General features: G+C 65.3%; 23 protein-coding genes, 1 tRNA gene and 1 pseudogene. 8 read left to right on the forward strand and 17 right to left on the reverse strand.

Annotated features, from left to right (window positions below; genetic code table 11):
- The 17 genes from tsaB to tolQ all read right to left on the reverse strand — a co-directional run bounded on the left by tsaB (position 1) and on the right by tolQ (position 15661).
- Positions 1-801: a tRNA (adenosine(37)-N6)-threonylcarbamoyltransferase complex dimerization subunit type 1 TsaB gene (tsaB, locus tag P8R42_17865; GenBank protein ID MDG2306476.1), complete on the reverse strand. Its 801-nt coding sequence runs from the start codon at positions 799-801 to the stop codon at positions 1-3.
- Complete coding sequence (gene rseP / locus P8R42_17870) at positions 798-1871, reverse strand: RIP metalloprotease RseP (protein MDG2306477.1); 1074 nt, start codon at positions 1869-1871, stop codon at positions 798-800. The genes tsaB and rseP overlap by 4 nt, the downstream gene beginning before the upstream one ends.
- 28 nt (positions 1872-1899) lie before the next feature.
- Positions 1900-2700 (reverse strand): phosphatidate cytidylyltransferase, encoded by an 801-nt coding sequence (locus tag P8R42_17875; protein ID MDG2306478.1) that lies wholly within the window; start codon positions 2698-2700, stop codon positions 1900-1902.
- The gene (locus P8R42_17880; GenBank protein ID MDG2306479.1) at positions 2687-3487 is read right to left on the reverse strand and encodes an isoprenyl transferase; all 801 of its coding nucleotides are present in this window, start codon (positions 3485-3487) and stop codon (positions 2687-2689) included. Before P8R42_17880 ends, P8R42_17875 begins: the two co-directional genes overlap by 14 nt.
- Positions 3488-3530: 43 nt before the next feature.
- Positions 3531-4088, reverse strand: coding sequence for a ribosome recycling factor (gene frr, locus P8R42_17885; protein MDG2306480.1), 558 nt, complete (start codon positions 4086-4088; stop codon positions 3531-3533).
- On the reverse strand, positions 4085-4816 hold the full coding sequence (gene pyrH / locus P8R42_17890) for a UMP kinase (GenBank protein ID MDG2306481.1): 732 nt from the start codon (positions 4814-4816) through the stop codon (positions 4085-4087). The genes frr and pyrH overlap by 4 nt, the downstream gene beginning before the upstream one ends.
- A gap of 14 nt (positions 4817-4830) precedes the next feature.
- Complete coding sequence (gene tsf / locus P8R42_17895; protein ID MDG2306482.1) at positions 4831-5733, reverse strand: translation elongation factor Ts; 903 nt, start codon at positions 5731-5733, stop codon at positions 4831-4833.
- A 97-nt stretch (positions 5734-5830) separates the two neighbouring features.
- Entirely contained in the window at positions 5831-6622 is a 792-nt protein-coding gene (rpsB, locus tag P8R42_17900; protein ID MDG2306483.1) for a 30S ribosomal protein S2, read from the reverse strand.
- Positions 6623-6731: 109 nt separating this feature from the next.
- Positions 6732-7979 (reverse strand): transcription termination factor Rho, encoded by a 1248-nt coding sequence (gene rho / locus P8R42_17905; protein MDG2306484.1) that lies wholly within the window; start codon positions 7977-7979, stop codon positions 6732-6734.
- Between the two features lie 324 nt (positions 7980-8303).
- Positions 8304-9308, reverse strand: a complete 1005-nt coding sequence (locus tag P8R42_17910; GenBank protein ID MDG2306485.1) for an RluA family pseudouridine synthase — start codon at positions 9306-9308, stop codon at positions 8304-8306.
- Positions 9305-10237 (reverse strand): bifunctional riboflavin kinase/FAD synthetase, encoded by a 933-nt coding sequence (locus P8R42_17915; protein ID MDG2306486.1) that lies wholly within the window; start codon positions 10235-10237, stop codon positions 9305-9307. Before P8R42_17915 ends, P8R42_17910 begins: the two co-directional genes overlap by 4 nt.
- A 111-nt stretch (positions 10238-10348) precedes the next feature.
- Positions 10349-11182: a tol-pal system protein YbgF gene (gene ybgF, locus P8R42_17920; GenBank protein MDG2306487.1), complete on the reverse strand. Its 834-nt coding sequence runs from the start codon at positions 11180-11182 to the stop codon at positions 10349-10351.
- 72 nt (positions 11183-11254) lie between these two features.
- On the reverse strand, positions 11255-11926 hold the full coding sequence (gene pal, locus P8R42_17925) for a peptidoglycan-associated lipoprotein Pal (protein ID MDG2306488.1): 672 nt from the start codon (positions 11924-11926) through the stop codon (positions 11255-11257).
- 37 nt (positions 11927-11963) lie between these two features.
- The gene (gene tolB / locus P8R42_17930) at positions 11964-13250 is read right to left on the reverse strand and encodes a Tol-Pal system beta propeller repeat protein TolB (GenBank protein MDG2306489.1); all 1287 of its coding nucleotides are present in this window, start codon (positions 13248-13250) and stop codon (positions 11964-11966) included.
- A 44-nt stretch (positions 13251-13294) separates the two neighbouring features.
- Positions 13295-14551, reverse strand: a complete 1257-nt coding sequence (locus P8R42_17935; GenBank protein ID MDG2306490.1) for a TonB family protein — start codon at positions 14549-14551, stop codon at positions 13295-13297.
- Positions 14552-14564: 13 nt separating this feature from the next.
- Complete coding sequence (gene tolR / locus P8R42_17940; protein ID MDG2306491.1) at positions 14565-14981, reverse strand: protein TolR; 417 nt, start codon at positions 14979-14981, stop codon at positions 14565-14567.
- 11 nt (positions 14982-14992) lie between these two features.
- Positions 14993-15661, reverse strand: coding sequence for a protein TolQ (gene tolQ / locus P8R42_17945; protein MDG2306492.1), 669 nt, complete (start codon positions 15659-15661; stop codon positions 14993-14995).
- 221 nt (positions 15662-15882) lie between these two features.
- Here tolQ and gap point away from each other — a divergent pair, with 221 nt between their 5' ends.
- The 8 genes and pseudogenes from gap (at position 15883) to P8R42_17985 (ending at position 21291) form a co-directional block, all read left to right on the forward strand.
- Positions 15883-16887 (forward strand): type I glyceraldehyde-3-phosphate dehydrogenase, encoded by a 1005-nt coding sequence (gene gap, locus P8R42_17950; GenBank protein ID MDG2306493.1) that lies wholly within the window; start codon positions 15883-15885, stop codon positions 16885-16887.
- A gap of 25 nt (positions 16888-16912) precedes the next feature.
- Positions 16913-18094: a phosphoglycerate kinase gene (locus P8R42_17955; protein MDG2306494.1), complete on the forward strand. Its 1182-nt coding sequence runs from the start codon at positions 16913-16915 to the stop codon at positions 18092-18094.
- A gap of 69 nt (positions 18095-18163) precedes the next feature.
- Entirely contained in the window at positions 18164-18370 is a 207-nt protein-coding gene (locus P8R42_17960; protein MDG2306495.1) for a hypothetical protein, read from the forward strand.
- 291 nt (positions 18371-18661) lie between these two features.
- A pseudogene (locus P8R42_17965) lies at positions 18662-18925 on the forward strand (hypothetical protein).
- A 460-nt stretch (positions 18926-19385) separates the two neighbouring features.
- Complete coding sequence (locus P8R42_17970) at positions 19386-19592, forward strand: hypothetical protein (protein MDG2306496.1); 207 nt, start codon at positions 19386-19388, stop codon at positions 19590-19592.
- A 148-nt stretch (positions 19593-19740) separates the two neighbouring features.
- On the forward strand, positions 19741-20493 hold the full coding sequence (gene tpiA / locus P8R42_17975; protein ID MDG2306497.1) for a triose-phosphate isomerase: 753 nt from the start codon (positions 19741-19743) through the stop codon (positions 20491-20493).
- A gap of 14 nt (positions 20494-20507) precedes the next feature.
- Complete coding sequence (gene secG / locus P8R42_17980) at positions 20508-21098, forward strand: preprotein translocase subunit SecG (GenBank protein ID MDG2306498.1); 591 nt, start codon at positions 20508-20510, stop codon at positions 21096-21098.
- Between the two features lie 109 nt (positions 21099-21207).
- A tRNA-Leu gene (locus P8R42_17985) sits at positions 21208-21291 on the forward strand.
- Positions 21292-21465: the final 174 nt, after the last annotated feature.

Below are 21465 nucleotides of genomic sequence, written 5' to 3' on the forward strand. Positions count from 1 at the left end.
TCAATCCTGTTCCGTGCCTCCGGAGCGCCTCTCACGCAACTTGAGCTCGGCCTCGGAAGCCCTGAGATAGGTCGGCGCCAGGTACGCCGTGTCCGCAGGACCATCGGCACGAAAGTACCTCAACCCGAGTTCCGCGACCGCAAATCCCCGCCCTTCTGGGCTTTGTGGGACCGCCTCGATCGCCGCCCGGCGGCCCAGAGCCGCCAGGATTTCGTCCGGATAGCGCTCGCCACCATCTCCCACGACGCGTAGCGTCGGACAGGCGCCCGCGCCGGCCATCAGAGGCCCGCCCATCCGGGCGGCCGCCGACGCCGGTTTTTCGACGGCATCCGCGAGGACGCGCTCTGCTGTGGTCGGCCCCGCAGCGCGAAACAGCGCGGAGTAGACTTCGCCCTTCCGGGCGTCCAGGCACACACAGATGAGTGCCCCCGAGCCGTCGCGCCCCATGCGACAGGCCTCGGTGTGGGCGTAGGCCTCCAGCGTCGAGACTCCGACCAGCCAGGCGCCGGTCGCGAGAGCCAGCCCCTTGGCGGTAGCCAGCCCTACCCGCAGCCCCGTGAACGACCCCGGGCCGATCGAGACCGCGAATCCGTGCACGTCGCCCAGAGCGCAGCCCGCCTGCTCCAGGCATTGGTCGATCGCCGGCAGCAGCGTCTCGGCGTGGCGAAGTTCCTCCTCGTGCGCCACTTCGGCGAGGCGCTTGGGTGGGGCGGCATGCGACTCTTCCACCAAGCCGACGCTCCCGGCCCGCGTGGCCGTATCGATACCGACGACACGCAGGAGCGACGTGGGACCGCTCACCCGACGACGAGTCGATGGATATCGTTGTAGAGCGCGAAGCCCATCAGCGAGATCAGGAGAAACATGCCGACCTGCGTTGCGATCTCTCGGGTCCGAAGCTGGATAGGATGCCCAACGACCTTCTCGATTCCGAGGAACAGCAGGTGGCCTCCGTCGAGGATCGGGATCGGCAGCAGATTGATGACGCCCAGGTTGATGCTCAAGATCGCCATGAACGCGATCAGCGCCTGAATCCCCTCGTTCGCCTGATCGCCCGCGATCTTCATGATCATGATCGGGCCACCAAGACTCGACGCCGGAACGACGCGCTGGAACAACTTCACGATCGAAACGACTGTGAGCCGTACGAACTCAACGGTCCGCATGAAGCCCTGCCCGATCGCGACGATCGGATTGCTGCGCTCGGTGATGATCTTGCCGGCGGGACCGACGCCGATGACCCAGGTCGGGATGGGTTCACCGAAGATCGATGAGCCCTCGATCTGTTTCGGCGTCACCTCCATCGTGCGCTCGACGCCGTCGTGCAGCACCTTGAGCGAAACCGGTGCGCCCTCGCCTGCTTTGATCCCGTTGGAGAGATCCTCCCAGCGATCGATGGCCTGACCGTTCACGGCGACGATCTCGTCGCCCTTCTCGATCCCGGCAGCCGCGGCCGGCATGTCCTCTTTCACGTCACCGATTTGCGACGTCAGAACCGGCACACCGGTCGCGAAGAGGATCGTGTAGAGCAGCCACGCGAACAAGAAGTTGAACACGGGGCCGGCCGAGACGATCACGGCCTTCGCCCAACTCGGCTTCACCGCGAAGGAGTTGTCCTGGTCGACGGTCTTGGGATCCGGATCGCTGCCGTCGTCTTCTTGCCCGACCATCTTCACGAAGCCGCCGAGCGGAATCGCGGAGAGACAGTAGTCGGTATCGCCGACGCGCCTCGAGATGAGGGCCGGCCCAAAGCCGAGGGAGAACTTGAGCACACCGACGCCGACCCACTTGGCCGCCAGGAAGTGTCCGAGCTCGTGTACGAAGATTAGCAACCCCAGAACGAGGATAGCCGCGAGAATATTGGTCACCATACCTTGGGAGCTCCCGGAGACGCTCGGTTCACAATCCGAGGCCCGTGTTCCAATAGTAGGTGAAAACGAACGGCAAAACGAGTGCGTCGATTCGGTCCAGAACGCCCCCGTGGCCAGGCAGGATCCACCCCGAATCCTTGGTGTCGTACGCCCGCTTGAGCATGGACTCTATCATGTCCCCGGTCTGGGACAGGATCCAGATGATCAGCCCCAACCAGAGCGCCGATCCCATTGTGAGTCCCGGGGGCGGCAGCAGCCAGGCGACGAGCCAGGCTATCAAAAGAGCCCCTCCGAGCGCTGCGATCGCACCTTCGACGGTCTTGTTCGGACTGACCCGCGGGAAGAGCTTCGTCTTCCCGGCGAACCGCCCACCGAAGTACGCTGCCGTGTCGGCTGCCATGGTGCATGCGATGACGAAGAAGACCCACCGCGGACCTCCCTCCGGGAGTGCGTGCAATCGCACCGCATGCGGCAAGAACAGGCCGACGTAAAGCGCGGCGAGCAAACTGTGCGCGAGCCGGTCCACAGCGCCGCGCATGTCCGGATCGGCGAGCGCCAGGATCAGCCCGACGGCGAGCACGAGGCAGAGCACCAAGCCGAGCGCATCGGTCCGGTGGAGGATTACAGTGCCGGCGAACAACAATCCCGCGAGGATCGAGAACGCCTGCGACCCGCGATGTTCCGGGGCCGACATCCCGACAAACTCGAACAGTCCGATGGCAGTGACGGCGACAATCAGACCGGCGAACGCCCAGTTCGGCCCTGAGAAGATCAGCCAGAAGAGGCTCGGGAGCGCTACCGCCGCAGTCGCGAGCCTAGCGCGCAACACGCAAGGGAGCTCGATCCGGCGGCACTACCGCCTCTGGAACGTCGTCCGTCGCTTGCGCAGACACTTTCCCGAATCGGCGCTCGCGTGCCTGGAACTGACGAAGGGCCTCGATGAACTGCTTTTCCCGGAAGTCGGGCCACAGCGTCTCGGTGATGTAGATCTCGGTGTACGCGACCTGCCACAGCAGGAAGTTGGACAGGCGCACTTCCCCGCTGGTGCGGATCAATAGATCGGGATCGGGAATGCCGGCGGTGCCGAGGCTCGCGGCAATCGTGTCCTCGGTGATGTCCTCGGGCTGGAGGTCACCGCGCTTCACCTTGCGGGCGATGCCCTTCACCGCGTTCGCGATCTCTTCACGAGCGCTGTAGGACAGCGCGAGAATCACCGTGAGATCGCGGTTGCGCTTCGTCTGCTCGACCGTGTGGCGCAACGCCTGGCGGACATCGGCAGGAAGCTTGCGCATGTTGCCGATGACCTGCAGCCGCACGCCGTTCTTCATCATGCGGTCGAGCTCGGTCGTGGCATAGCGCTTCAAGAGGTTCATCAACCCCTTCACCTCTGCCTCGGGGCGCTGCCAGTTCTCGGTCGAGAAGGCGTACAGGGAGAGGTACTCGATACCGATCTTTCGCGAGAGCTCGACGATCGCCTTGACGGAGGCCTTCCCCCGGCGATGGCCGTAGAGACGCTCCAGCCCGCGACCGGCAGCCCACCGGCCGTTGCCATCCATGATGATGGCGACGTGCCGAGGAAGACGGTGTAGGTCGAGATCTCGGACGAGCTGCCTCATCCGAGAGGATAATGAAGTCATTGCCTTCCCCACTCCCGCGACCTCATACCGCCATGATTTCTTCTTCCTTGGCCTTGAGCGAGGCGTCGACCCTCTTGATCCCGTCGTCAGTGAAGGTCTGCACTTTGTCGTGCGCGTGCCGGTGATCGTCTTCGGCAATTTCCTTCGATTTCAATAGCTCCTTCAGGAGCTCATTCGCGTCTCGACGATGGCTTCGCATCGAGACTCGGAAGTCTTCGGAGATTTTCTTGACGTGGCGCACGAGGTCTTTGCGTCGCTCTTCGGTCAGCTCGGGGATGGGAATCCGTACGAGCTTACCGTCATTGATCGGGTTCAGGCCCAAGTCGGAAGCAGTGATCGCTTTGTCGATTTCGCCGATCGAGTTCTTGTCGAACGGCGTCACGACGATCAAGCGGGGTTCAGGACAGTTCACCGTGGCAAGCTGGTTCAAGGGCGTGTTCGCCCCGTAATACTCGACGTAGATCCCATCGAGCAACGAAGGCGACGCACGCCCCGTGCGCACTCTGGAGAAATCCTTCTTCAGCGACTCCGCGGTCGCGTCTATCTCCATCTTCAGCTGTTCGAGCACGTCGTCGATCACGAGCCGCCCCCTCCACGCACGATCGTTCCAATCGGCTCTCCCCGAGCGACCCTGGTGAGGTTGCCCGGGACGAGCAGGTTATAGACCAGAACTGGGAGCTCGTTGTCCATGCAGAGAGAGATGGCGGTGGAGTCCATGACCTTCAGTTTCTGGCTCAGGACATCCAGATAGGTCAACTCCGCGTACTTCTTGGCGTCAGGGTTCTTTTCCGGATCGGAATCGTAGACCCCATCGACCCGGGTGGCCTTGATGAGGACATCGGCACCGATCTCGACGGCCCGGAGGCTCGCCGCGGTATCCGTGGTGAAGAACGGGTTGCCCGTTCCTGCCGCGAAGAGGACCACGCGGCCCTTCTCGAGGTGACGAGTTGCGCGCCTGCGGATGTACGGCTCGGCGACCTCTTTCATCTCGAGAGCGGAGAGAACGCGCGTCTGGACGCCCTGATTCTCGATGGCCGCCTGGACCGCTAGGGCGTTCATGATGGTCGCGAGCATGCCGATGTAGTCGGCCGTCGCGCGCTCAATTCCGTGCGTGTTACCGCTGCCGCCGCGGAAGATGTTCCCGCCGCCCACGACCACCGCCAGCTCGACTCCCAAGGCGTGGACATCCACGATTTCCTTCGAGAATTGGGCGAGTTTATTGTCGTCGATGCCGGACCCATCGGGTCCGGACAGGGCCTCTCCAGAAAGCTTCAGAAGGACCCGGTGATAAGCAAGCTCAGAAGCCACCGGGATCTTCTCTATCAGGCTTCGCCCGACGCTTCGCCCAATTGGAGGCGAACGAATCGGGTAATTTCGATCGGAGCCCCAGCTTTTTTGCCGGCCTCCTCGACGAGCTTCCCGACGGTCACGTTGCCGTCCTTGATGAAGTCCTGCTCGACGAGGCAGGACTCGGCGTAGAACTTCTCGATCTTGCCCGAGACGATCTTCTCAACGACGTGTTCCGGCTTGCCGCTCTGGGCTGCCTGACCGCGGTAGATGTCCTTTTCCTTCTCGAGCTCGGACTCGGGGACGTCCTCTCGGCGGGCGAACCGGGGGCTGGCGGCCGCGACCTGCATGGCCACGTCCCGCAGGATCGTCTCGATCTCGGCTACGCCGTCGCCCGAAGCGGTGGTCTTGGCCTCGACCAGCACGCCGATCTTGCCACCGGCGTGGATGTACGAGCCGACGACACCCTGCCCGTCGCCCGGAGCCAGCCGGCCAACGCGGCGGGCCAGAACGTTCTCGCCCATCGAAGCGATGCGATCGTTGATCGTGTCGGCGACGTTGCCGCCGCCGGGGATCTGCATGCCATCGAGCCCAATCGAGGCCGCATCCGCCTCGCCATCCAGCTTGTCACAGCCTTCGAGGACACTGGCGAGCTGGTCCGCGAGCTCGGAGAACTGATCCGTCTTGGCGACGAAGTCGGTCTCGCAGTTGAGCTCCAGCAGAACGCCCTCGCCGGCCGAGACGCGTCGCGCGGCGACCGTACCCTCGGCGGCAACGCGACCAGCGCGCTTGGCAGCCGTCGCAAGGCCCTTCTCACGGAGGTACTTGATCGCACCTTCCATGTCGCCGCTCGACGAGTCGAGCGCGGCCTTGCAGTCCATCATGCCCGCGCCGGTCTTCTCGCGCAGTTCCTTCACCTGTAAAGCTGAAATTCCCACTCTCGTGTGACCTCTGTTGGCGGTAGCCGTCAGGGCCGCCTGCGCGATCGCAGCCAGCCATCCCCCTGAGGGATCCGCCGGACGTATTATGTTGCGGTTAGGCTCCGGCGGGCGCTACGGGCGCGGCGCCACCTGCTGCCGGCGGGGTCTGCTCGCTACCACTCGGGGCATCGTCGACACTCTCCGCCTGCATGCGCTCTTCGAGAATGGCCTTCCCCTCGAGGACGGCGTCGGCAATCGAGCTGCAGAAGAGCCGGATGGCGCGAATCGCGTCGTCGTTGCCGGGGATCTTGTAATCCACGACTTCCGGGTCGCAATTCGTATCGACCACCGCGATCACGGGGATGCCGAGATTATTCGCTTCCTTGACCGCAATCTCTTCGCGCTTCGGGTCGATGATGAAGACTGCGTCCGGCAGCTTTTTCATGTTCTTGATGCCGCCCAGGGAGAGGTGGAGCTTGTCGCGCTCGCGCGAGTAGTTCAGGATTTCCTTCTTTGTGAAGGCCTCCTGCGTCGCGGGATCCTCGAGCATCTCCTCGAGCTTCTTCAGGCGATCGATCGAAGCCTTGATCGTCTGGAAGTTCGTGAGCATGCCGCCCAGCCAGCGGGTGTTGACGAAGAACCCGCCACAGCGCTCGGCTTCTTCACGAAGCGGATCCTGCGCCTGCTTCTTGGTGCCGACCAAGAGGAGCTGGCCCCCTTGAGCGGCCAGGTCGCGCACCTCTGCGTACACATCGCGGAACATCTTCACCGTCTGCTGGAGATCGATGATGTAGATCCCATTTCGGGCGCCAAAGATGTAGCGCTTCATCTTTGGGTTCCAGCGACTCGTCTGGTGACCGAAGTGGACTCCGGCTTCCAGAAGCTGTTTCATCGTCGGCTCGGGCATACTGTCTCCCTAAAAGATCCCCTACCGAGCAGGACGCACCGGTAGGGATGCAACCCTCACCGGCTAGCAAAGGCCCCCCAGGGACGCAAAGCCCTCCCCGCGCAAAGCCTCAAGAATTCATGGAATCCATGAATTCGTCGTTGGTCTTGGCCCCTTGGAGCTTGTCCAGGAGAAACTCCATCGCCTCCACCGGATTCAGCTGGGAAAGCAGCCGCCGCAGGATGATGACCCGATTCAGGGTCTCTTTGGGCATCAAGAGCTCTTCTTTGCGGGTCCCGGACCGGTTGATGTCCATGGCCGGGAAGATCCGACGGTCGATCAGGCGCCGATCGAGGTGGACCTCCATGTTTCCGGTCCCTTTGAACTCCTCGAAGATTACCTCGTCCATCCGGCTGCCCGTGTCGATCAGGGCGGTGCCGATGATGGTGAGGGAGCCCCCGTTTTCGATGTTTCGGGCGGCCCCGAAGAATTTTTTCGGCTTGTGCAGGGCGTTGGAGTCCACCCCGCCCGAAAGCACCTTCCCCGACGGCGGAACCACGGTGTTGTAGGCCCGGGCGAGGCGGGTGATCGAATCCAGCAAGATGACCACGTCGCGGCCGTGCTCGACCAGGCGCTTGGCCTTCTCGATCACCATTTCGGCCACCTGCACGTGTCGGGTCGCGGGCTCGTCGAACGTGGAGCTCACGACCTCGCCCTTGACCGACCGCTGCATGTCGGTGACCTCTTCGGGGCGCTCGTCGACCAGCAGGACGATCAGCATCACATCGGGGTGATTCTTCGTGATGCCATGCGCAATGTTCTGCAGCATCACGGTCTTACCCGTCCGCGGAGGCGCCACGATCAGCCCGCGCTGGCCCCGACCGATCGGCGTCATGATGTCTAGAACGCGGCCGGTGACCTCGTCGGGACGATGCTCCAGGTTCAGATGCTGCTCAGGGTACAGCGGGGTGAGATTGTCGAAGAGGATCTTCTCGCGAGCCTTCTCGGGCTCCTCGTAGTTGATCCCGTCGACCTTCAGGAGTGCGAAGTAGCGCTCGCCCTCTTTGGGCGGCCGAACCTGACCGGCGACCACGTCGCCCGTGTGCAGGTTGAACCTACGCACCTGCGACGGCGAGATGTAGATGTCGTCGGGGCCGGGCAGATAGTTGTAGTCCGGCGATCGCAGGAATCCGAAGCCGTCCGGGAGCACCTCGAGCACGCCCTCACCCGTGATCATCCCGGCCCGTGCCGTCTGTGCCTGCAGAATCCCGAAGATCAGCTCCTGACGACGCAGCGCGGCAGCTCCCTCGACCGCAAACTCGCGCGCCATCTGCGCGAGCTCCTGGATCTCCATGGCCTTCAGTTCGGCCAGATGGATCGGCGGCGGCGCTTCGCCGTTCGGCGCGGCGATCGGCGGCGCCTCTTCGTCGAGCTCGTCGGCGGCGACCGGAGCCGTCGCACCAACCCCTGTACCGACCTCGGTATCGGATCCTCCTGCACCGGCCGTCGCGGAGCGGGCACGGGAACTCGTGGGCTTATCCTTGGCGGAGTCCGCCACGGGGCGTCGTTGAGTCATGGGAATTTGCCTCGGGGAGAGGAGGGAAGAGTCCGGAAAAACGAAGTGCCAGTCGGAATCGACCGGGCACGCTCAAACCTAGCTACTGCGGCTGGTCGTACTGGCTTCTCGCGATTGCTGTCAAGCTTATTCCTGTTCGACCGCGGTGCTCTCGCCGGCGTCCAACGCACGAAGGAGCGCACGCATGTCGGGTGCGAGCGGCGCGACGAAGTCGACCCATCGGCCGTCTTGCGGATGTCTCAGGCGAAGACTCGCCGCGTGCAGCGCGTGACGCGGAAAAGACTCCAGCAGAGTCTTCTCCGCAGGCGGCGTACCACGGCGCGCACGACCGTTTCCGTAGACGGCATCCCCGACGAGTGGATGGCCCAGGCTCGCGAGGTGCACACGAATCTGATGTGTCCTGCCGGTCTCGGGCGTGACCTGGACGAGGGACGCGACGCGATACTCCCCACCGAACTCGGAGAGAACCGTATAGCGCGTGCGGGCCTCGCGACTCTGCCCATCGCGCGCCTGCATTCTCTTTCGATCGCCGGGGTCGCGACCGATCGGAAGATCGATCAGCCCGTCCGCCTCGCGCGGAACGCCGAGAGCCACCGCCGTGTACGTCTTGCTCACAGTCCGAGCCGCGAACTGGCGAGACAGCTGGTTCATCGCCTCGGGCGTCTTCGCGACGATAATCGCCCCGGTCGTGTTGCGGTCGAGCCGATGGACGATCCCCGGACGACGCGGATCGGGCCAGCCGGGTCCGAGGTCCCAGCGGTGCAGAAGAGCCGAGACCAGCGTGCCATGCCGACAGCCCGGGGCCGGATGCGCGGCCATTCCCGCCGCCTTGTTGAGGACCACGATCCACTCGTCCTCGTGCAGGACGTCGAGGGGAAGCGCCTCGGGTTCGACGTCCGACGGCGGCTCCGGCGGGATCTCCACCTCGACGACGGCGCCAGGCGTCACCGAGAAGCTCGTCTTCCGCACCTGACCATCGACGAGGACGTGACCGTTGCGAATCAACCCGGCGATGCGCGACCGCGTCGGCAAAAAGCCCTGTCCGGCGAGGAAGCGGTCGAGTCGTTTCCCGGCGTCGTCCTCCCCTACCGTACACCGCACGCGCCGGGTCTCCGCCGGCGGGTTGGTCACGACGTCGCCGCCACGATTCGTCGAGCCGCTTCCGCATCGGCGCGGATCTGCGCGACGAGCGCGTCCACCCCGTCGAACTTCACTTCGCCCCGCAGCCGCTGCACAAAAGCGACGCGAATCGTGCGTCCGTAGAGATCTCCGTTGTAGTCCAAGACGTGGGTCTCCAGACGACGCCCCACGCCGCCGAACGTCGGATTCGTGCCGAGATTCGCAACACCGCCGCGGGTCGGCTCGCCGTCGATCAGGACGCGCACCGCGTACACGCCGTCGGGCGGCAGCATGCCACCGCGCGGCAGGATGTTCGCCGTGGGAAAGCCGATGGTCGCGCCGCGGCGATCTCCGACACGAACGATTCCGCGCACCTCGTGGAGTCGGCCGAGGAGCTCGCCGGCAATGTCGACGTCGCCAGCCGCGATCGCCTTGCGGACCTGGCTGCTGCTCACCTTTCGGGTGCCGAGAACGAGTGGGTCGACGACCTCGACGTCGAACCCAAGCTCGCCGCCGAGCGAACGGAGGACGTCAGGTGTTCCGGCACGATCGCGACCGAAGGTCACGTTGTAGCCCACCACGACCACGGCCGCGCCGAGTCCGGCGAGCAGGAATCGTTGCACGAACTCGCGCGGGGTGTGCGCGGCGAACTCTGGCGTGAACCGCTGCACGACGACGCCGTCGAGGCCGGCCTCCCGCAGCCGGTAGAGCCGCTGGGCCAGCGAGGTGATCAGGCTCGGGGCGCGCTCCGGGGCGAGAACGGCCACCGGGTGCGGACTGAACGTAAAGACCACGGGCTGGCCGCCCAGGTCGGCCGCACGATCGAGGGTTCGACGCACGATGGCGCCGTGTCCCAGGTGCAGACCATCGAAATTCCCAAGCGCGACGACCGGCGAATGGAACGGCCGCTCGCCCGCCTTCAGGTGCCGAACGACGCGCATTTCTCAAGAAGGAAGCGGCTGGCGCCGCCGGACCTGATTAACACCGAACGCCGCGGTCGGCACGCCCCGAACTTCGGGCGGAGCCGGCGAACCGGTCCGGACCAACCTGAATCAGCCCCCGAGCACCCGCAGCTGCTCCTTGGCCTCAGCGGCCTCCGGGCTACCGGGATGATCCTCGATCAACTTCTGCAGGATCATGCGGGCGTCGATCTTGTCACCCGTCCGCGCGAAGGCGTCTGCCTGGCGCAGCAGAGCGGCGGGCTTCCGATCGCTGTCCGGCCAGGTCACCAGGATCTCGTTGAAGGCCAGAATCGACTCGTTGTATTTGCCCTGCGAGAAGTAGGCCTCGCCGATCCAGTACTGAGCCACCGGGACGAGCTTGTCTCTCGGGTTGCGGCTCACGTAGTTTCGCAGCGACTGGACCGAGCGTTGGTAGTCGCCTCGAGAATAGCTCTGCAGCCCCTGCTGGTACTCGCCGTCGTTGCCGCGAGCCATGTCGTTCTGCAGGTTCGACGCGCCCGAGCCCTGAGGCGTGGGCGTAGCACCGGCGGCAGAACCTCCACCGGCACTACCCGGATCCACGCCGGGAGGTGTTCCCGGCGGGGTCGTGGGCTGGCCCGAATAGTCCGTGCCGGTTCCGTAATCGCGCCCGGCCGTGCCGCCCGGAGGCGTGTCCGTGCCCGGAGGATACCCGCCCTGCGCGTACCGATCGGCGGGCTTCCCGTGCGTCGATCCCGACGCGTAACGCGAATCGGCGGAGCGCCCACGAAGTCGAGAGACTTCCGAATTCAGCCGATCGAGGTCGGCCCGTTGATCGGCCAGACGACGGGCCAGCATGCGCTGCTCCCGGCGGATCGACGAGAGATCGACCTGCGAGGCACAGCCGGCGAGCATAGCTGTGGTGCCTACGGCAATCGCGAGCACTGCCGTGCGTGACCTGCCCATGAGGCGTCTATTTGGATCCAGCTTGTCCATCGTTACTCCAGCCCCCCACCCGCTCGGGGGTTCGTTCTAAAATCAGCTCAGGACGACGAGGTGAGTGCGGCGATTCTGCGACCAACAACTCGGCGTCTCGTCCTGGCAGGCCGGAAGTTCCTTGCCGTAGCTGATCGTCGACATCCGCTCCGGCGAGATCCCGATGCTGACGAGATAGTCCCGGACGGCCGTCGCGCGGCGAGCGCCGAGGCCGAGGTTGTATTCGATCGTGCCGCGACTGTCGCAGTGGCCTTCGATCTCGATCCGGGCGTTGCCGTTGGCGCGCAACCACTCCGCGTTCAAGTCAAGCAATTCTCGGGCATCCATCGACAGGCTGTAGGAGTCGTAGTCGAAATAGATGTCGTCGAGCGGGCCCTGCGATCCCCCACCGAGCGTGCCCTGCCGGTAGTGATCCAGGCTCGAACCTTCCTGCAGGCCGCCTGGCAAATCGCTTTCTCCAACCGGGCCGGCACCCTCGTACTGGGCTCCGTCGTAGCCCGAGTAGATGTCGTCCTTCTTCTCATCGTCGGTCATCGAACAACCCGACGCGAGAAGAGCGAGGGCAGCCGCGAGGGCCACCACCATCGTCATCCACATCGACCGTTCGTCGTCGCGCGTTCGAACCGCGACGCGACCACCACTCCTGCTAGCTTCGGCACTGCCGCGTCCGCGGCGTGCATACGAAGATCGCTGCATCCCAAGCCCCCGCCCCATGTCGTCCTCTCCTCACAGCGGGCCAACCTTCACTGGCTCAATTGAGCCACGGCGACCAAGCTGGACTGGTATCACCGCCAGGCCCTGTGTTCAATCGATACTGCTGTCGCCCACGCCAATCGGAGACGAACAGCTCCTCGCCCCCCGCGCGCGTCGAGCTGAAAACGAGATAGCGACCGTCGGGCGACCAGCTCGCGCTCGTGTTGTCTCCGGGGCCGCTCGTCACCTGCCGAACACCCCCCGTGGCCAGATCGACCACGAAGATCTGGAACGACCCGCCGGGGACGCGACCAGTGTACGCGATGCGTTCGCCGGTCGGCGACCAGGACGGCGACGTGTTGTAATTCCCCTGGCGCGTTACCCGACGTAGCGCCCCACCGCTCGAATCGACCACGTAGATCTGCGGGCTTCCGGCCCGCGACGAACAGAACGCCAGCCGGGCACCGTCGGGCGACCACGTCGGACTGACGTCGATCCCCTCGTTGCGCGTGACGACTTCTACCGTCTTCCCATCATTGTCGACGATCACAATTTCGGTGTTCCCGCGCGCTTCCTCACGAGAAACCGCGATCTGCCGGCCGTTCGGAGAATAACGCCCACCGACGACGAGCCCGGGTCCGCCCAGAACCCGCCGGCGACGCTGGGTGCGCGTATCGACTTGATACAGGCGCGGGCGCCCGTCGCGGTACGATGTATAGAGCAGCGACCGGCCGTTGGGCGCCCAGCTCGGCGACAGGTTGATCGTCTCGTTGCGGGTCAGCTGGCGGAGGTCTCCACCGTCGAAGCGCATGACCCAGATTTCCTTGAAGCGCCCTCCCCGCGTGGACACGAAAGCGAGCTCGCTGTCGAACGGCCCGCGGGTTCCGGTCACGAGCCTCAGAATCTCGTCCGCGAAGCGGTTCGCCATGCGCGGAAGATCGGCGAGAGGCGTGTCGTAGCGCTTCCCGCCGAGGACGCGGCGCTCGATGACGTCGTAGAGGCGCACCTCGAGCGCAAACCCGGCCCCTGCGGCCTGGAGGCGTCCCGCAACGAGGAATCGCGCCCCGGTGGACGCCCACCGGGTGTAGTCGACCTGCCCGCTCGCATCCGGCGTGGCCGATGCCCGGGCCGCAAGCACACGGAACAGCCCGGAGATCTCCAGATCCCGCGAGAGCGTTTTCGTGAAGGGAGCGCCATCGGTGCCTCCACCCGCCAGCGGGGACACGACGACCGGGAATGCCGTCTGTCCGGGCCCCGAAACGAGGCCTCGCACCTGCGCCGCCACCGGCTGGGCCCAAGCGAGCGCCGCAACCAAGCCCCAGACCAACACCACCCCGCGCCTCATCCCCACTCCCATCTCCCCACCTTGGCCACATCTCGGGCCAGTCGTCACGGGGAACGCTCCAGATCGGCCGGCCGGAAGGTGAGTTGGACGTCCGAGAACGTCTCCCGGTGGCGTTGCGGCGGCGGGCCCAGGTTCCGGACCGTACGCAGAGCGCGCAGGACGGACTGGTCATAGGAGCGGTCTCCCGACGAACGCACGACCCGTATGTCGATGATGTCGCCGACCATTGTCACCCGGAAGCCGATCTCAACCTCCAGGTTCGGGGACCCGCCGACCCACACCCACGCATCACGGATCCGGGTGATCATCTCGTTGTAGTACAGCAGGAAGTCGGCACCGCGCAGCGTTCCGCCGCCACCGGTTCCCGTTCCGAAACCGCCGCCGCCCTGGCCGCCTCCGCCGCGGACACCACCCGCGCCACCATCGCTGCTCGCCCCCGACGCGGCGCCCGGGGACGTCGAGCCCGACCCGGTACCGACGCGCGCACGAACCCGCGCCATCGCTTCGGCGATACGGGCGTCGCGTTCCTGGTCGGGTGAACCCTCGGCCACCTCGGCGGACGGTGCGGGATCGTCCGGCGCCGGCGGCGCGGCCTCGACCCTCTTCTTTGCGTCCGGCTCGTCCCCGGCACCATCCGTATCCTTCTTCGCGGGTTTCGCGGTCGCCTTGGGGGCTTCGTCTTTTTTCGGTTTCGCTTTTGGCGCGGCGGGCTTCGCCGTCGGCTTGGGCTTCGCTTTCGCGGTTGGTGCCACCGTCGGCTTCAGCTTGGGTTTCGGTGACGGCGACACGGTCGGAGCTGGTGACGCAGTCGGCACCGCGGTCGAATCTGGGGTCGGTCGGACCGTCGCCACGGGAGACGGCGTCGGAGTCGCGGTTGCCCGCGGACTGGGCGACGGCGTCGCATCCGGTGTGGCGGTCGCCGGTGCCGGAAGAATCACGTCCGCCGGCTCCGTCGGCTTCTCCGGCGCACGATCAGGCTTTGCCGGCACCTTCGGCGGCGGCTTGCGCGGTTCGGACTTGGCCACCCGCTTCGGCTCGGGCGGAGGCGCCGGATCGACCTGCGGCACCGCCCCGCCGAGGTCGGGAAGCTTGGCTTCCCAGCCGGCCGGAAGCCCTCCCGCCAAGCCGGCGGCGTACGTCTGGGGGCTCTCCGGTCTGAGGCTCAACTCCCCCGAGAAGAAAAGCGCCAACAGCAGAACGAGGTGAACGGCGACCGAAGCGGCGATCGCACGGTAGAGACTCCGATCGAGCCTCCGATCGGTCAGGATCGGCGACCGTCTCCGATCTGGGCCGCCCTCCATCGAACCCGGAGGCCTAGCCTGCCTCAGAAGGCAGCTGCGTGACCATCCCCACGTTGCGGATGCCCGCCTCGCGAATCGCCGCCATCACCGAGATGACTTCGCCGTACGGGAGACTCTCGTCGGCGCGCACGTAGACGGACTCGTCGGCGCTTTCGTCGGCGACACCGCCGAGCTGCGTCACCAACTGCGCGCGAGTGAGCTTCTGTTCGTTCAAGTACAGATCGCCCTCACGCGTGAGCGAGACGACGAGTGGGATCTCGTTGCTATCGAGCGGACCAAGTTCCGCACGCGGCAGATCGACCGCTACCCCCTGCTGCAGGATCGGCGCCGTCACCATGAAGATGACGAGCAAGACCAGCATCACGTCGACGAGCGGCGTGACGTTGATCTGATTCATCGACCCACCGGAGCCGGGCTTATCGAAGGCCATTCAGCATCGCCTCACTTCAGGAAGTGCCGCTCGGCGATGTTGAGGAACTCCGAAGAGAAGTTCTCCATGTCGGTGTGCAGAACCTGGACTTCACGGTTGAAGTGATTGAACCCGACGACCGCCGGGATCGCGGCGGCGAGGCCCACCGCAGTCGCAACAAGGGCTTCGGAGATACCAGGCGCGACAGCCTGGATGCTCGATGTGTGGGCGGTCGAGAGACCGCGGAATGCATTCATGATGCCCCACACCGTTCCGAACAGCCCGATGAATGGTGCGGTCGAAGCCGTCGTGGCGAGGAAGGTCAGGGTTTTCTCGAGACGGGTGACTTCCTGGTTCGTCGCGCGGCGCATCGCCCGTTCGACATTGGCCGCGCCGCCGAGCTCGATCTCGCTCTCGTTGTCGTCACCGCGACGAGCGCGCGTAAAGCGGAGCAGCTCCTGGTAGCCGGCGCGAAAAACGTGCGCGACCGGGCTGTGCTCGTACTCGAGGCTCGCGGTGTGGATCTGGCCGAGGCTCTTCGACTCCCAGAAGACCTGGACGAAGCGCTCGGACTGCAGGCGGGCGCGTCTGAGCTGGCGAAGCTTGTAGAAGGTGATCCCCCAACTCGCTGCCGAACTCGCGAGCAGGACCCAAAGGACCGCCATCACGACCGGTCCGGTCCCGCTGAAGAGGTGTTCGATCACCTCAAAAATCCCCCCAACCCAACATCACCACAACCCAGGTTGAACGTACGAGCCGCCGACCCGCGGGTCAATGAATCCGGGGAAAACTACGCCACAACGCACGCGCGGGCCTCTAGCGGGGCCGCGATCTTGTGCTGACTAGAGGCAATCCGTAGGGTGCGGGAAGCTTTTTTGGCAATTCGCCACTCCAATCGAACCGTCTTTCAAGGAGAATCAGCATGTCCGTGCGTGTCGGAATCAATGGCTTTGGACGCATCGGCCGCAACATCCTGCGGGCCGCCCTCGGCAACTCCAACATCGAAGTCGCCGCCGTCAACGACATCACGGACGCGAAGACTCTCGCCTACCTCCTGAAGAACGACTCGGTCCACGGCCCGCTCGACGCCGACGTCGTAGCCGGCGACGGAGAGATCACGGTCGGCGGCAAGTCGATCAAGGTCTGCGCAGAGCGCGATCCCGGCAAGCTCCCCTGGGGCGACCTTGGCGTCCAGCTCGTCGTCGAGAGCACCGGACTCTTCGCCAGCAAGGAAAAGGCGAGCGCGCACATCAGCGCGGGTGCCAAGAAGGTTCTGATCTCCGCGCCGGCGTCCGGCGTCGACCTCACGGTCGTTTACGGCGTGAATCACACCGAGTTCGACGCGAGCAAGCACGACGTCATCTCCAACGCGTCCTGCACGACGAACTGCCTCGCGCCAGTGGCCAAGGTCCTGAACGACTCGTTCGGCATCGAGCGCGGCCTCATGACGACAGTCCACTCGTACACGAACGATCAGCGGATCCTCGACCTGCCCCACTCCGACCTGCGTCGCGCCCGCGCCGCTGCGCTCTCGATGATCCCCACGACGACCGGCGCCGCGAAGGCCGTCGGCCTCGTCCTCCCCGAGTTGAACGGCAAGCTCGACGGCATGGCCGTTCGCGTGCCCACCCCGAACACCTCGCTGGTCGACCTGTGCGCCAACATGAAGCAGGACGTCACCGCCGAGCAGATCAACACCGCCATCAAGGCCGCTGCGGACGGCCCCATGAAGGGCGTGCTGCGGTACAGCGAGGCGCCGCTCGTGTCGATCGACATCAACCACACGAGTGAGTCGTCGATCTTCGACGCGCCTCTCACGAAGGTCATCGACGGCCGCCTCGTGAAGGTCCTCTCGTGGTACGACAACGAGTGGGGCTTCTCGAACCGCATGGTCGACATGATGCAGCACATCGGCGGAAGCCTCTAAGGAGGCCGCCTGGCCTGCCTGCGTGATGAAGATCATCGACGAGCTCGATCTCGCCGGAAAGCGCACCTTCATCCGCGTCGACTACAACGTCCCGCTCGACAAGAGCGGTGACGTGCGACGCATTACGGACGACTCCCGCATCCGCGGGAGTCTGCCGACGGTCCACTACGCACTCGAACAAGGGGCGCGAGTGGTCCTGGCGTCGCACCTCGGACGGCCCAAGGGCCAGGTCGACCCGACGATGTCACTCGCGCCGGCAGCGGAGCGGCTCTCCGAACTGCTGGATTGCAAGGTGACGCTCGCAACCGATTGCGTCGGCCCCGCGGCCCAACAGGCCGTGGCTGCACTCGGTGACGGCGAGGTTCTGCTGCTCGAGAACCTCCGCTTCCACGCCGAAGAAGAGAAGAACGACCCGGCGTTCGTCGCGCAGCTCGCATCGCTCGCCGACGTTTACGTGAACGACGCGTTCGGCACGGCGCACCGTGCGCACGCGTCGACGGCCGGCGTTGCCGGCGTCGTTGCAGAGAAGGCTGCGGGCTTCCTCCTGCGTGACGAGATCAAGCATCTCGGCGTCCTGCTCGAAGGCGCTGAGCATCCTTTCGTCGTGATCCTCGGCGGCGCCAAGGTTTCGGACAAGATCACGGTGATCGAGAACCTCCTCCCCCGCTGCGACGCCATGTTGATCGGTGGCGCGATGGCCTACACCTTCTTGAAGGCGCAGGGTCTCGGAGTCGGCGGATCGCTCGTCGAGGAAGACAAGCTCGAGATGGCCGCGAACGCGCTCGCCGACGCAAAGGCACGCGGCATTCCGCTGCTGCTCCCGTCGGATCACGTCGTCGCCGAAAAGCCCTCGGCCGACGCGGCGGCGGAAGTCTCCGGACTCCAGATCGCGGACGGCTGGCTTGGCGTCGACATCGGCCCCGAGAGTCGGAAGCGGTTCGCGGAGCAGATCGCCTCGGCGAAGACCGTTTTGTGGAACGGACCGATGGGGATCTTCGAGATCGACGCGTTCGCCGGCGGCACGCTCGCGATTGCGGACGCGATGGCCCAGAACCCCGGCACGACGATCGTCGGCGGCGGGGACTCGGTGGCCGCCATCGGCCGCGCGGGCGTCGCCGACAAGATCACGCACATTTCGACCGGCGGCGGAGCCTCTCTGGAGTTCCTCGAAGGCAAGACCCTGCCCGGAATCGCTGCGCTCGGCTGAAAAACGTCGAAATCCGGTCGGTGTCCTCCATCTATTGACCGGCGTGGAGACTCCCGTCAAGTATACGCGATGAGACTGCTGGCTACCGTCGGACTCGCTCGCCTCCTGCTCGCACCGACGAGCTCCCGCGCCGACAGCGATCCATCCTTCGGATCTGGCGGCGTCGCCACGGTCTCCGTCACGGACGCGAATTTCGAGGCGGAGCCGGTGCGCGTCGCGACTCAGGCCGATGGCAAAATCGTCGTCGCCACGAGAGAAGGCGGCGGCGACGACTAACCGGCCGACGTGACCGTGCAAGCCGACGGCCACATCCTCGCAATCGGCGAGGACGACAATGGGTGGGGCGCTCCACAGAACTTCGTTTCCGTGCGGCTCGAACCCGACGGCAACCTGGATCCGACCTACGGCACCGACGGTCTCGTCCTGAAGCGCCCGGACGCCGTTGTGGCCCATTCTGCCCGATCCCACGCGCGCGCCGGGGCCTCGTCCGTCGCGCGCCGGGCCGACGGCTCGCATGTTCTCGTCGGCCCGACGACCCCGGACTTCGTGTCGGGGACCGACGTCGCGATGGCGATTCGATACCTACCCGACGGCAGCGTCGATCCTTCTTGGAGCAGTGACGGCATCTTGGAGGTCGCGGGCGTCAGCACCAGCCTCACGACGGACAGTGCGTTCCAGCCGGACGAGAGAGTCATCCTCGCCACCCGCGAAAACGGCGACGTGCAGCTCCGCCGCCTCCTCGGGTTCGAACCCTGCGGCAACGGACTGCTCGACCCGTGGGAAACGTGTGACGACGGCAACACGCTCGCCGGCGACTGCTGCTCACCCACGTGCCAACTCGATGCCGCGGGTGTCGCATGTGGTGGCGACGCAAGCGGGTGCACGTCGGACACGTGTGACGGTCTGGCCGTCTGCGAACACCCGAACCTCCTCGATGGGCAATCGTGCAACGACGGCGATCTCTGCAAACAAGCGGACTCGTGCAGCGGCGGTAGCTGCATCGGCGTCGCCGAGCCCGCCACGACCTGCCGCCGCGCCGATGCAGGCTCGCTCGTCCTGCGAAACATCGGCGGCACAAAAGACACACTCACCTGGGTGTGGAAGAAGGGCGACTGGACCCTCCTCTCCGAGATTCCTGAGCAGCCCTACTCGCCTTGCCTCTTTGAAGGCGGGTCGGCTTCGCTCATAGCGATCGGTCGACACCCCGGGGCTGCCCTGCGGTCCCGATCACTGCTTCAAGACCAGTGCGAAGAAGACCACCTACACGAGCAAGACGACCGCCTTCGATGGCGTGAAGCGCCTGATCCTGCGTGCCGGCGAAGACGGAAAGGCGACGGTCAAGCTGAAGGGCAAGGGTGCCCACCTCCCGATGCCTCTCCTGCCTCTCCTCGCCCCCGTGGTCGCCCAGATCCACGGCGAGAATGGCACCTGCTTCGAGGCCACCTGCTCTGCCCCGAGCCGGAACGACGCTTTCTTGTTCCAGGCCAAGGCAGACTAGCCCGGTTTTCCGGCATTCGGTGGGCCCACGGGCGGCGGGTAGCCGCCCGGCCCGAAATCATCGATTTCACAGCGTTTTGGCGTGCTCTTTCCGCCCGAGCGCCCGTTTGTTTTAAGGATCCCTTTCCCGACGAGAAGGACCGAACCCGATGGCTCGCAAACCAATCCTGGCAGGCAACTGGAAGATGCACGGCTCGAACGCGGACGCGAAGGCGCTCGCGAGCGGCCTGGCGGCCAACGTGGGCAATCGCGACGACCGCGGCGTGATTCTCAGCCCGCCGTTCACGGCTCTGGCGACGACGCTCGAGGCGGTCCGGGGAACGAGCATCATCGTCGCAGCCCAGAACATGCACTTCGAGGAGAAGGGCGCCTTCACCGGCGAGATCTCTCCTACGATGCTGCAGGATCTCGGCATCACGCACGTCATCCTCGGCCACTCGGAACGCCGTGAAGTGTTCGGCGAGAGCGACGAGCTCATCAACAAGAAGGTCGCGAGCGCCCTCGCCCACGACCTCACCGCGATCCTCTGCGTCGGCGAGACTCTCGAACAGCGCGACGCGGGCGACACGATCAAGGTCATCACCGGCCAGGTGAAGGCAGGTCTCACCGGCGTCACCGCCGCGCAGTGCACCAAGATCGTTCTCGCCTACGAGCCTGTCTGGGCGATCGGCACCGGCCGCGTGGCCACGCCGGAACAGGCACAAGAAGTTCACGCACAGATTCGCACGTGTGTCTCGGGCCTCGGTCTTCCGGGCGACGACATTGCCATCCTATATGGCGGCAGCGTCAAACCCGACAACGTAGACGGCCTCATGGCCTGTCCCGACATCGACGGCGCACTCGTCGGAGGCGCGAGCCTCAAGGTCGAGGACTTCACCCGCATCGTCGAGTTCCAAGGTTAGGAACAGGAGCGACAATGGATATCGCAATCACCGTCGTTCACGTCATCGCGTGCTTCTTCTTGATCATCGTGGTCCTGCTGCAGACCGGTAAGGGCGCCGACATGGGCGCGGTCTTCGGCGGCTCGAGCCAGACCGTGTTCGGTTCCGGCGGCGCCGCGACTCTGCTCACGCGACTCACGACATACACCGCCGTGATCTTCATGATCACGTCGTTATTCCTCACGTGGTTCTCGACCCGCTCTCTCACGATCTCGGTCGCCGACGACATCATCCCGGCCGAGCCCCCGCCTCTCGTCGCACCCGTTTCCGAGCCGGCCGCGCCGGTCGTAGCCCAAGACACGCCGGCCACCAGCGACTCGGCCGCCGTCGCCGACGAGCCCGCCGCAGTCGACCCGGTCACCGGGGAAGAGCCCGCGCCAGAGAAGCCCGCTGCTGCCGGGGCCGCGGATCTCGAAGAACAGAAGGAAGAAGCAGCCGAGGCCGCAGCCGATGACACCGGAGCCGCACTCGAAGGCGCCGGCACAGGCACCGTCGAGCAGGTCGAAGAGCAGACGAAGCCCGAAGACAACGCGGAGGCCAAGCGACAGGCCGCGGAAACGGAATAGTCAGGAAGAAGCGGCGCCCTTCTCTCTCAGCGCCGCTTGAGAGCCACGTCACGAGACGTTAAAGGTTCGACCGCTCGACTCCCTCTGAGCGGCTTGGAAATCCATCCATGCGAGGATGGCGGAATTGGCAGACGCGCTAGTTTGAGGGGCTAGTGGGGTAACACCCGTGCGGGTTCAAGTCCCGCTCCTCGCATTTCGGAAGCCCGCGTTCGACGCGGGTTTTCGTGTTTCTGGGTTGCTTTGGGGGCCAGCCGCGGGCCAGAGAAAGGCTCCGAGAGGCAGCCCCATGCGTTCATCGCGGCATCGCGGACAACGTTCATGAACTTGTCGCGACAACTGACACGCATCCATCCTCTGATCTCTCGGA

This window comes from Candidatus Binatia bacterium, from assembly GCA_029243485.1.
Taxonomy (GTDB): Bacteria; Desulfobacterota; Binatia; order UBA12015; family UBA12015; genus VGTG01.

Coding starts and splice junctions, on each gene's coding strand:
- P8R42_17880 (MDG2306479.1), bottom strand. CDS start 3,487: ATGAGGCAGCTCGTCCGAGATCTCGACCTACACCGTCTTCCTCGGCAC.
- P8R42_17960 (MDG2306495.1), top strand. CDS start 18,164: ATGAGACTGCTGGCTACCGTCGGACTCGCTCGCCTCCTGCTCGCACCG.
- rseP (MDG2306477.1), bottom strand. CDS start 1,871: ATGGTGACCAATATTCTCGCGGCTATCCTCGTTCTGGGGTTGCTAATC.
- ybgF (MDG2306487.1), bottom strand. CDS start 11,182: ATGGGCAGGTCACGCACGGCAGTGCTCGCGATTGCCGTAGGCACCACA.
- pal (MDG2306488.1), bottom strand. CDS start 11,926: ATGGGGCGGGGGCTTGGGATGCAGCGATCTTCGTATGCACGCCGCGGA.
- gap (MDG2306493.1), top strand. CDS start 15,883: ATGTCCGTGCGTGTCGGAATCAATGGCTTTGGACGCATCGGCCGCAAC.
- P8R42_17915 (MDG2306486.1), bottom strand. CDS start 10,237: ATGCGCGTCGTTCGGCACCTGAAGGCGGGCGAGCGGCCGTTCCATTCG.
- P8R42_17955 (MDG2306494.1), top strand. CDS start 16,913: ATGAAGATCATCGACGAGCTCGATCTCGCCGGAAAGCGCACCTTCATC.
- secG (MDG2306498.1), top strand. CDS start 20,508: ATGGATATCGCAATCACCGTCGTTCACGTCATCGCGTGCTTCTTCTTG.
- P8R42_17935 (MDG2306490.1), bottom strand. CDS start 14,551: ATGGAGGGCGGCCCAGATCGGAGACGGTCGCCGATCCTGACCGATCGG.
- tolR (MDG2306491.1), bottom strand. CDS start 14,981: ATGGCCTTCGATAAGCCCGGCTCCGGTGGGTCGATGAATCAGATCAAC.
- rpsB (MDG2306483.1), bottom strand. CDS start 6,622: ATGCCCGAGCCGACGATGAAACAGCTTCTGGAAGCCGGAGTCCACTTC.
- tolB (MDG2306489.1), bottom strand. CDS start 13,250: ATGAGGCGCGGGGTGGTGTTGGTCTGGGGCTTGGTTGCGGCGCTCGCT.
- tpiA (MDG2306497.1), top strand. CDS start 19,741: ATGGCTCGCAAACCAATCCTGGCAGGCAACTGGAAGATGCACGGCTCG.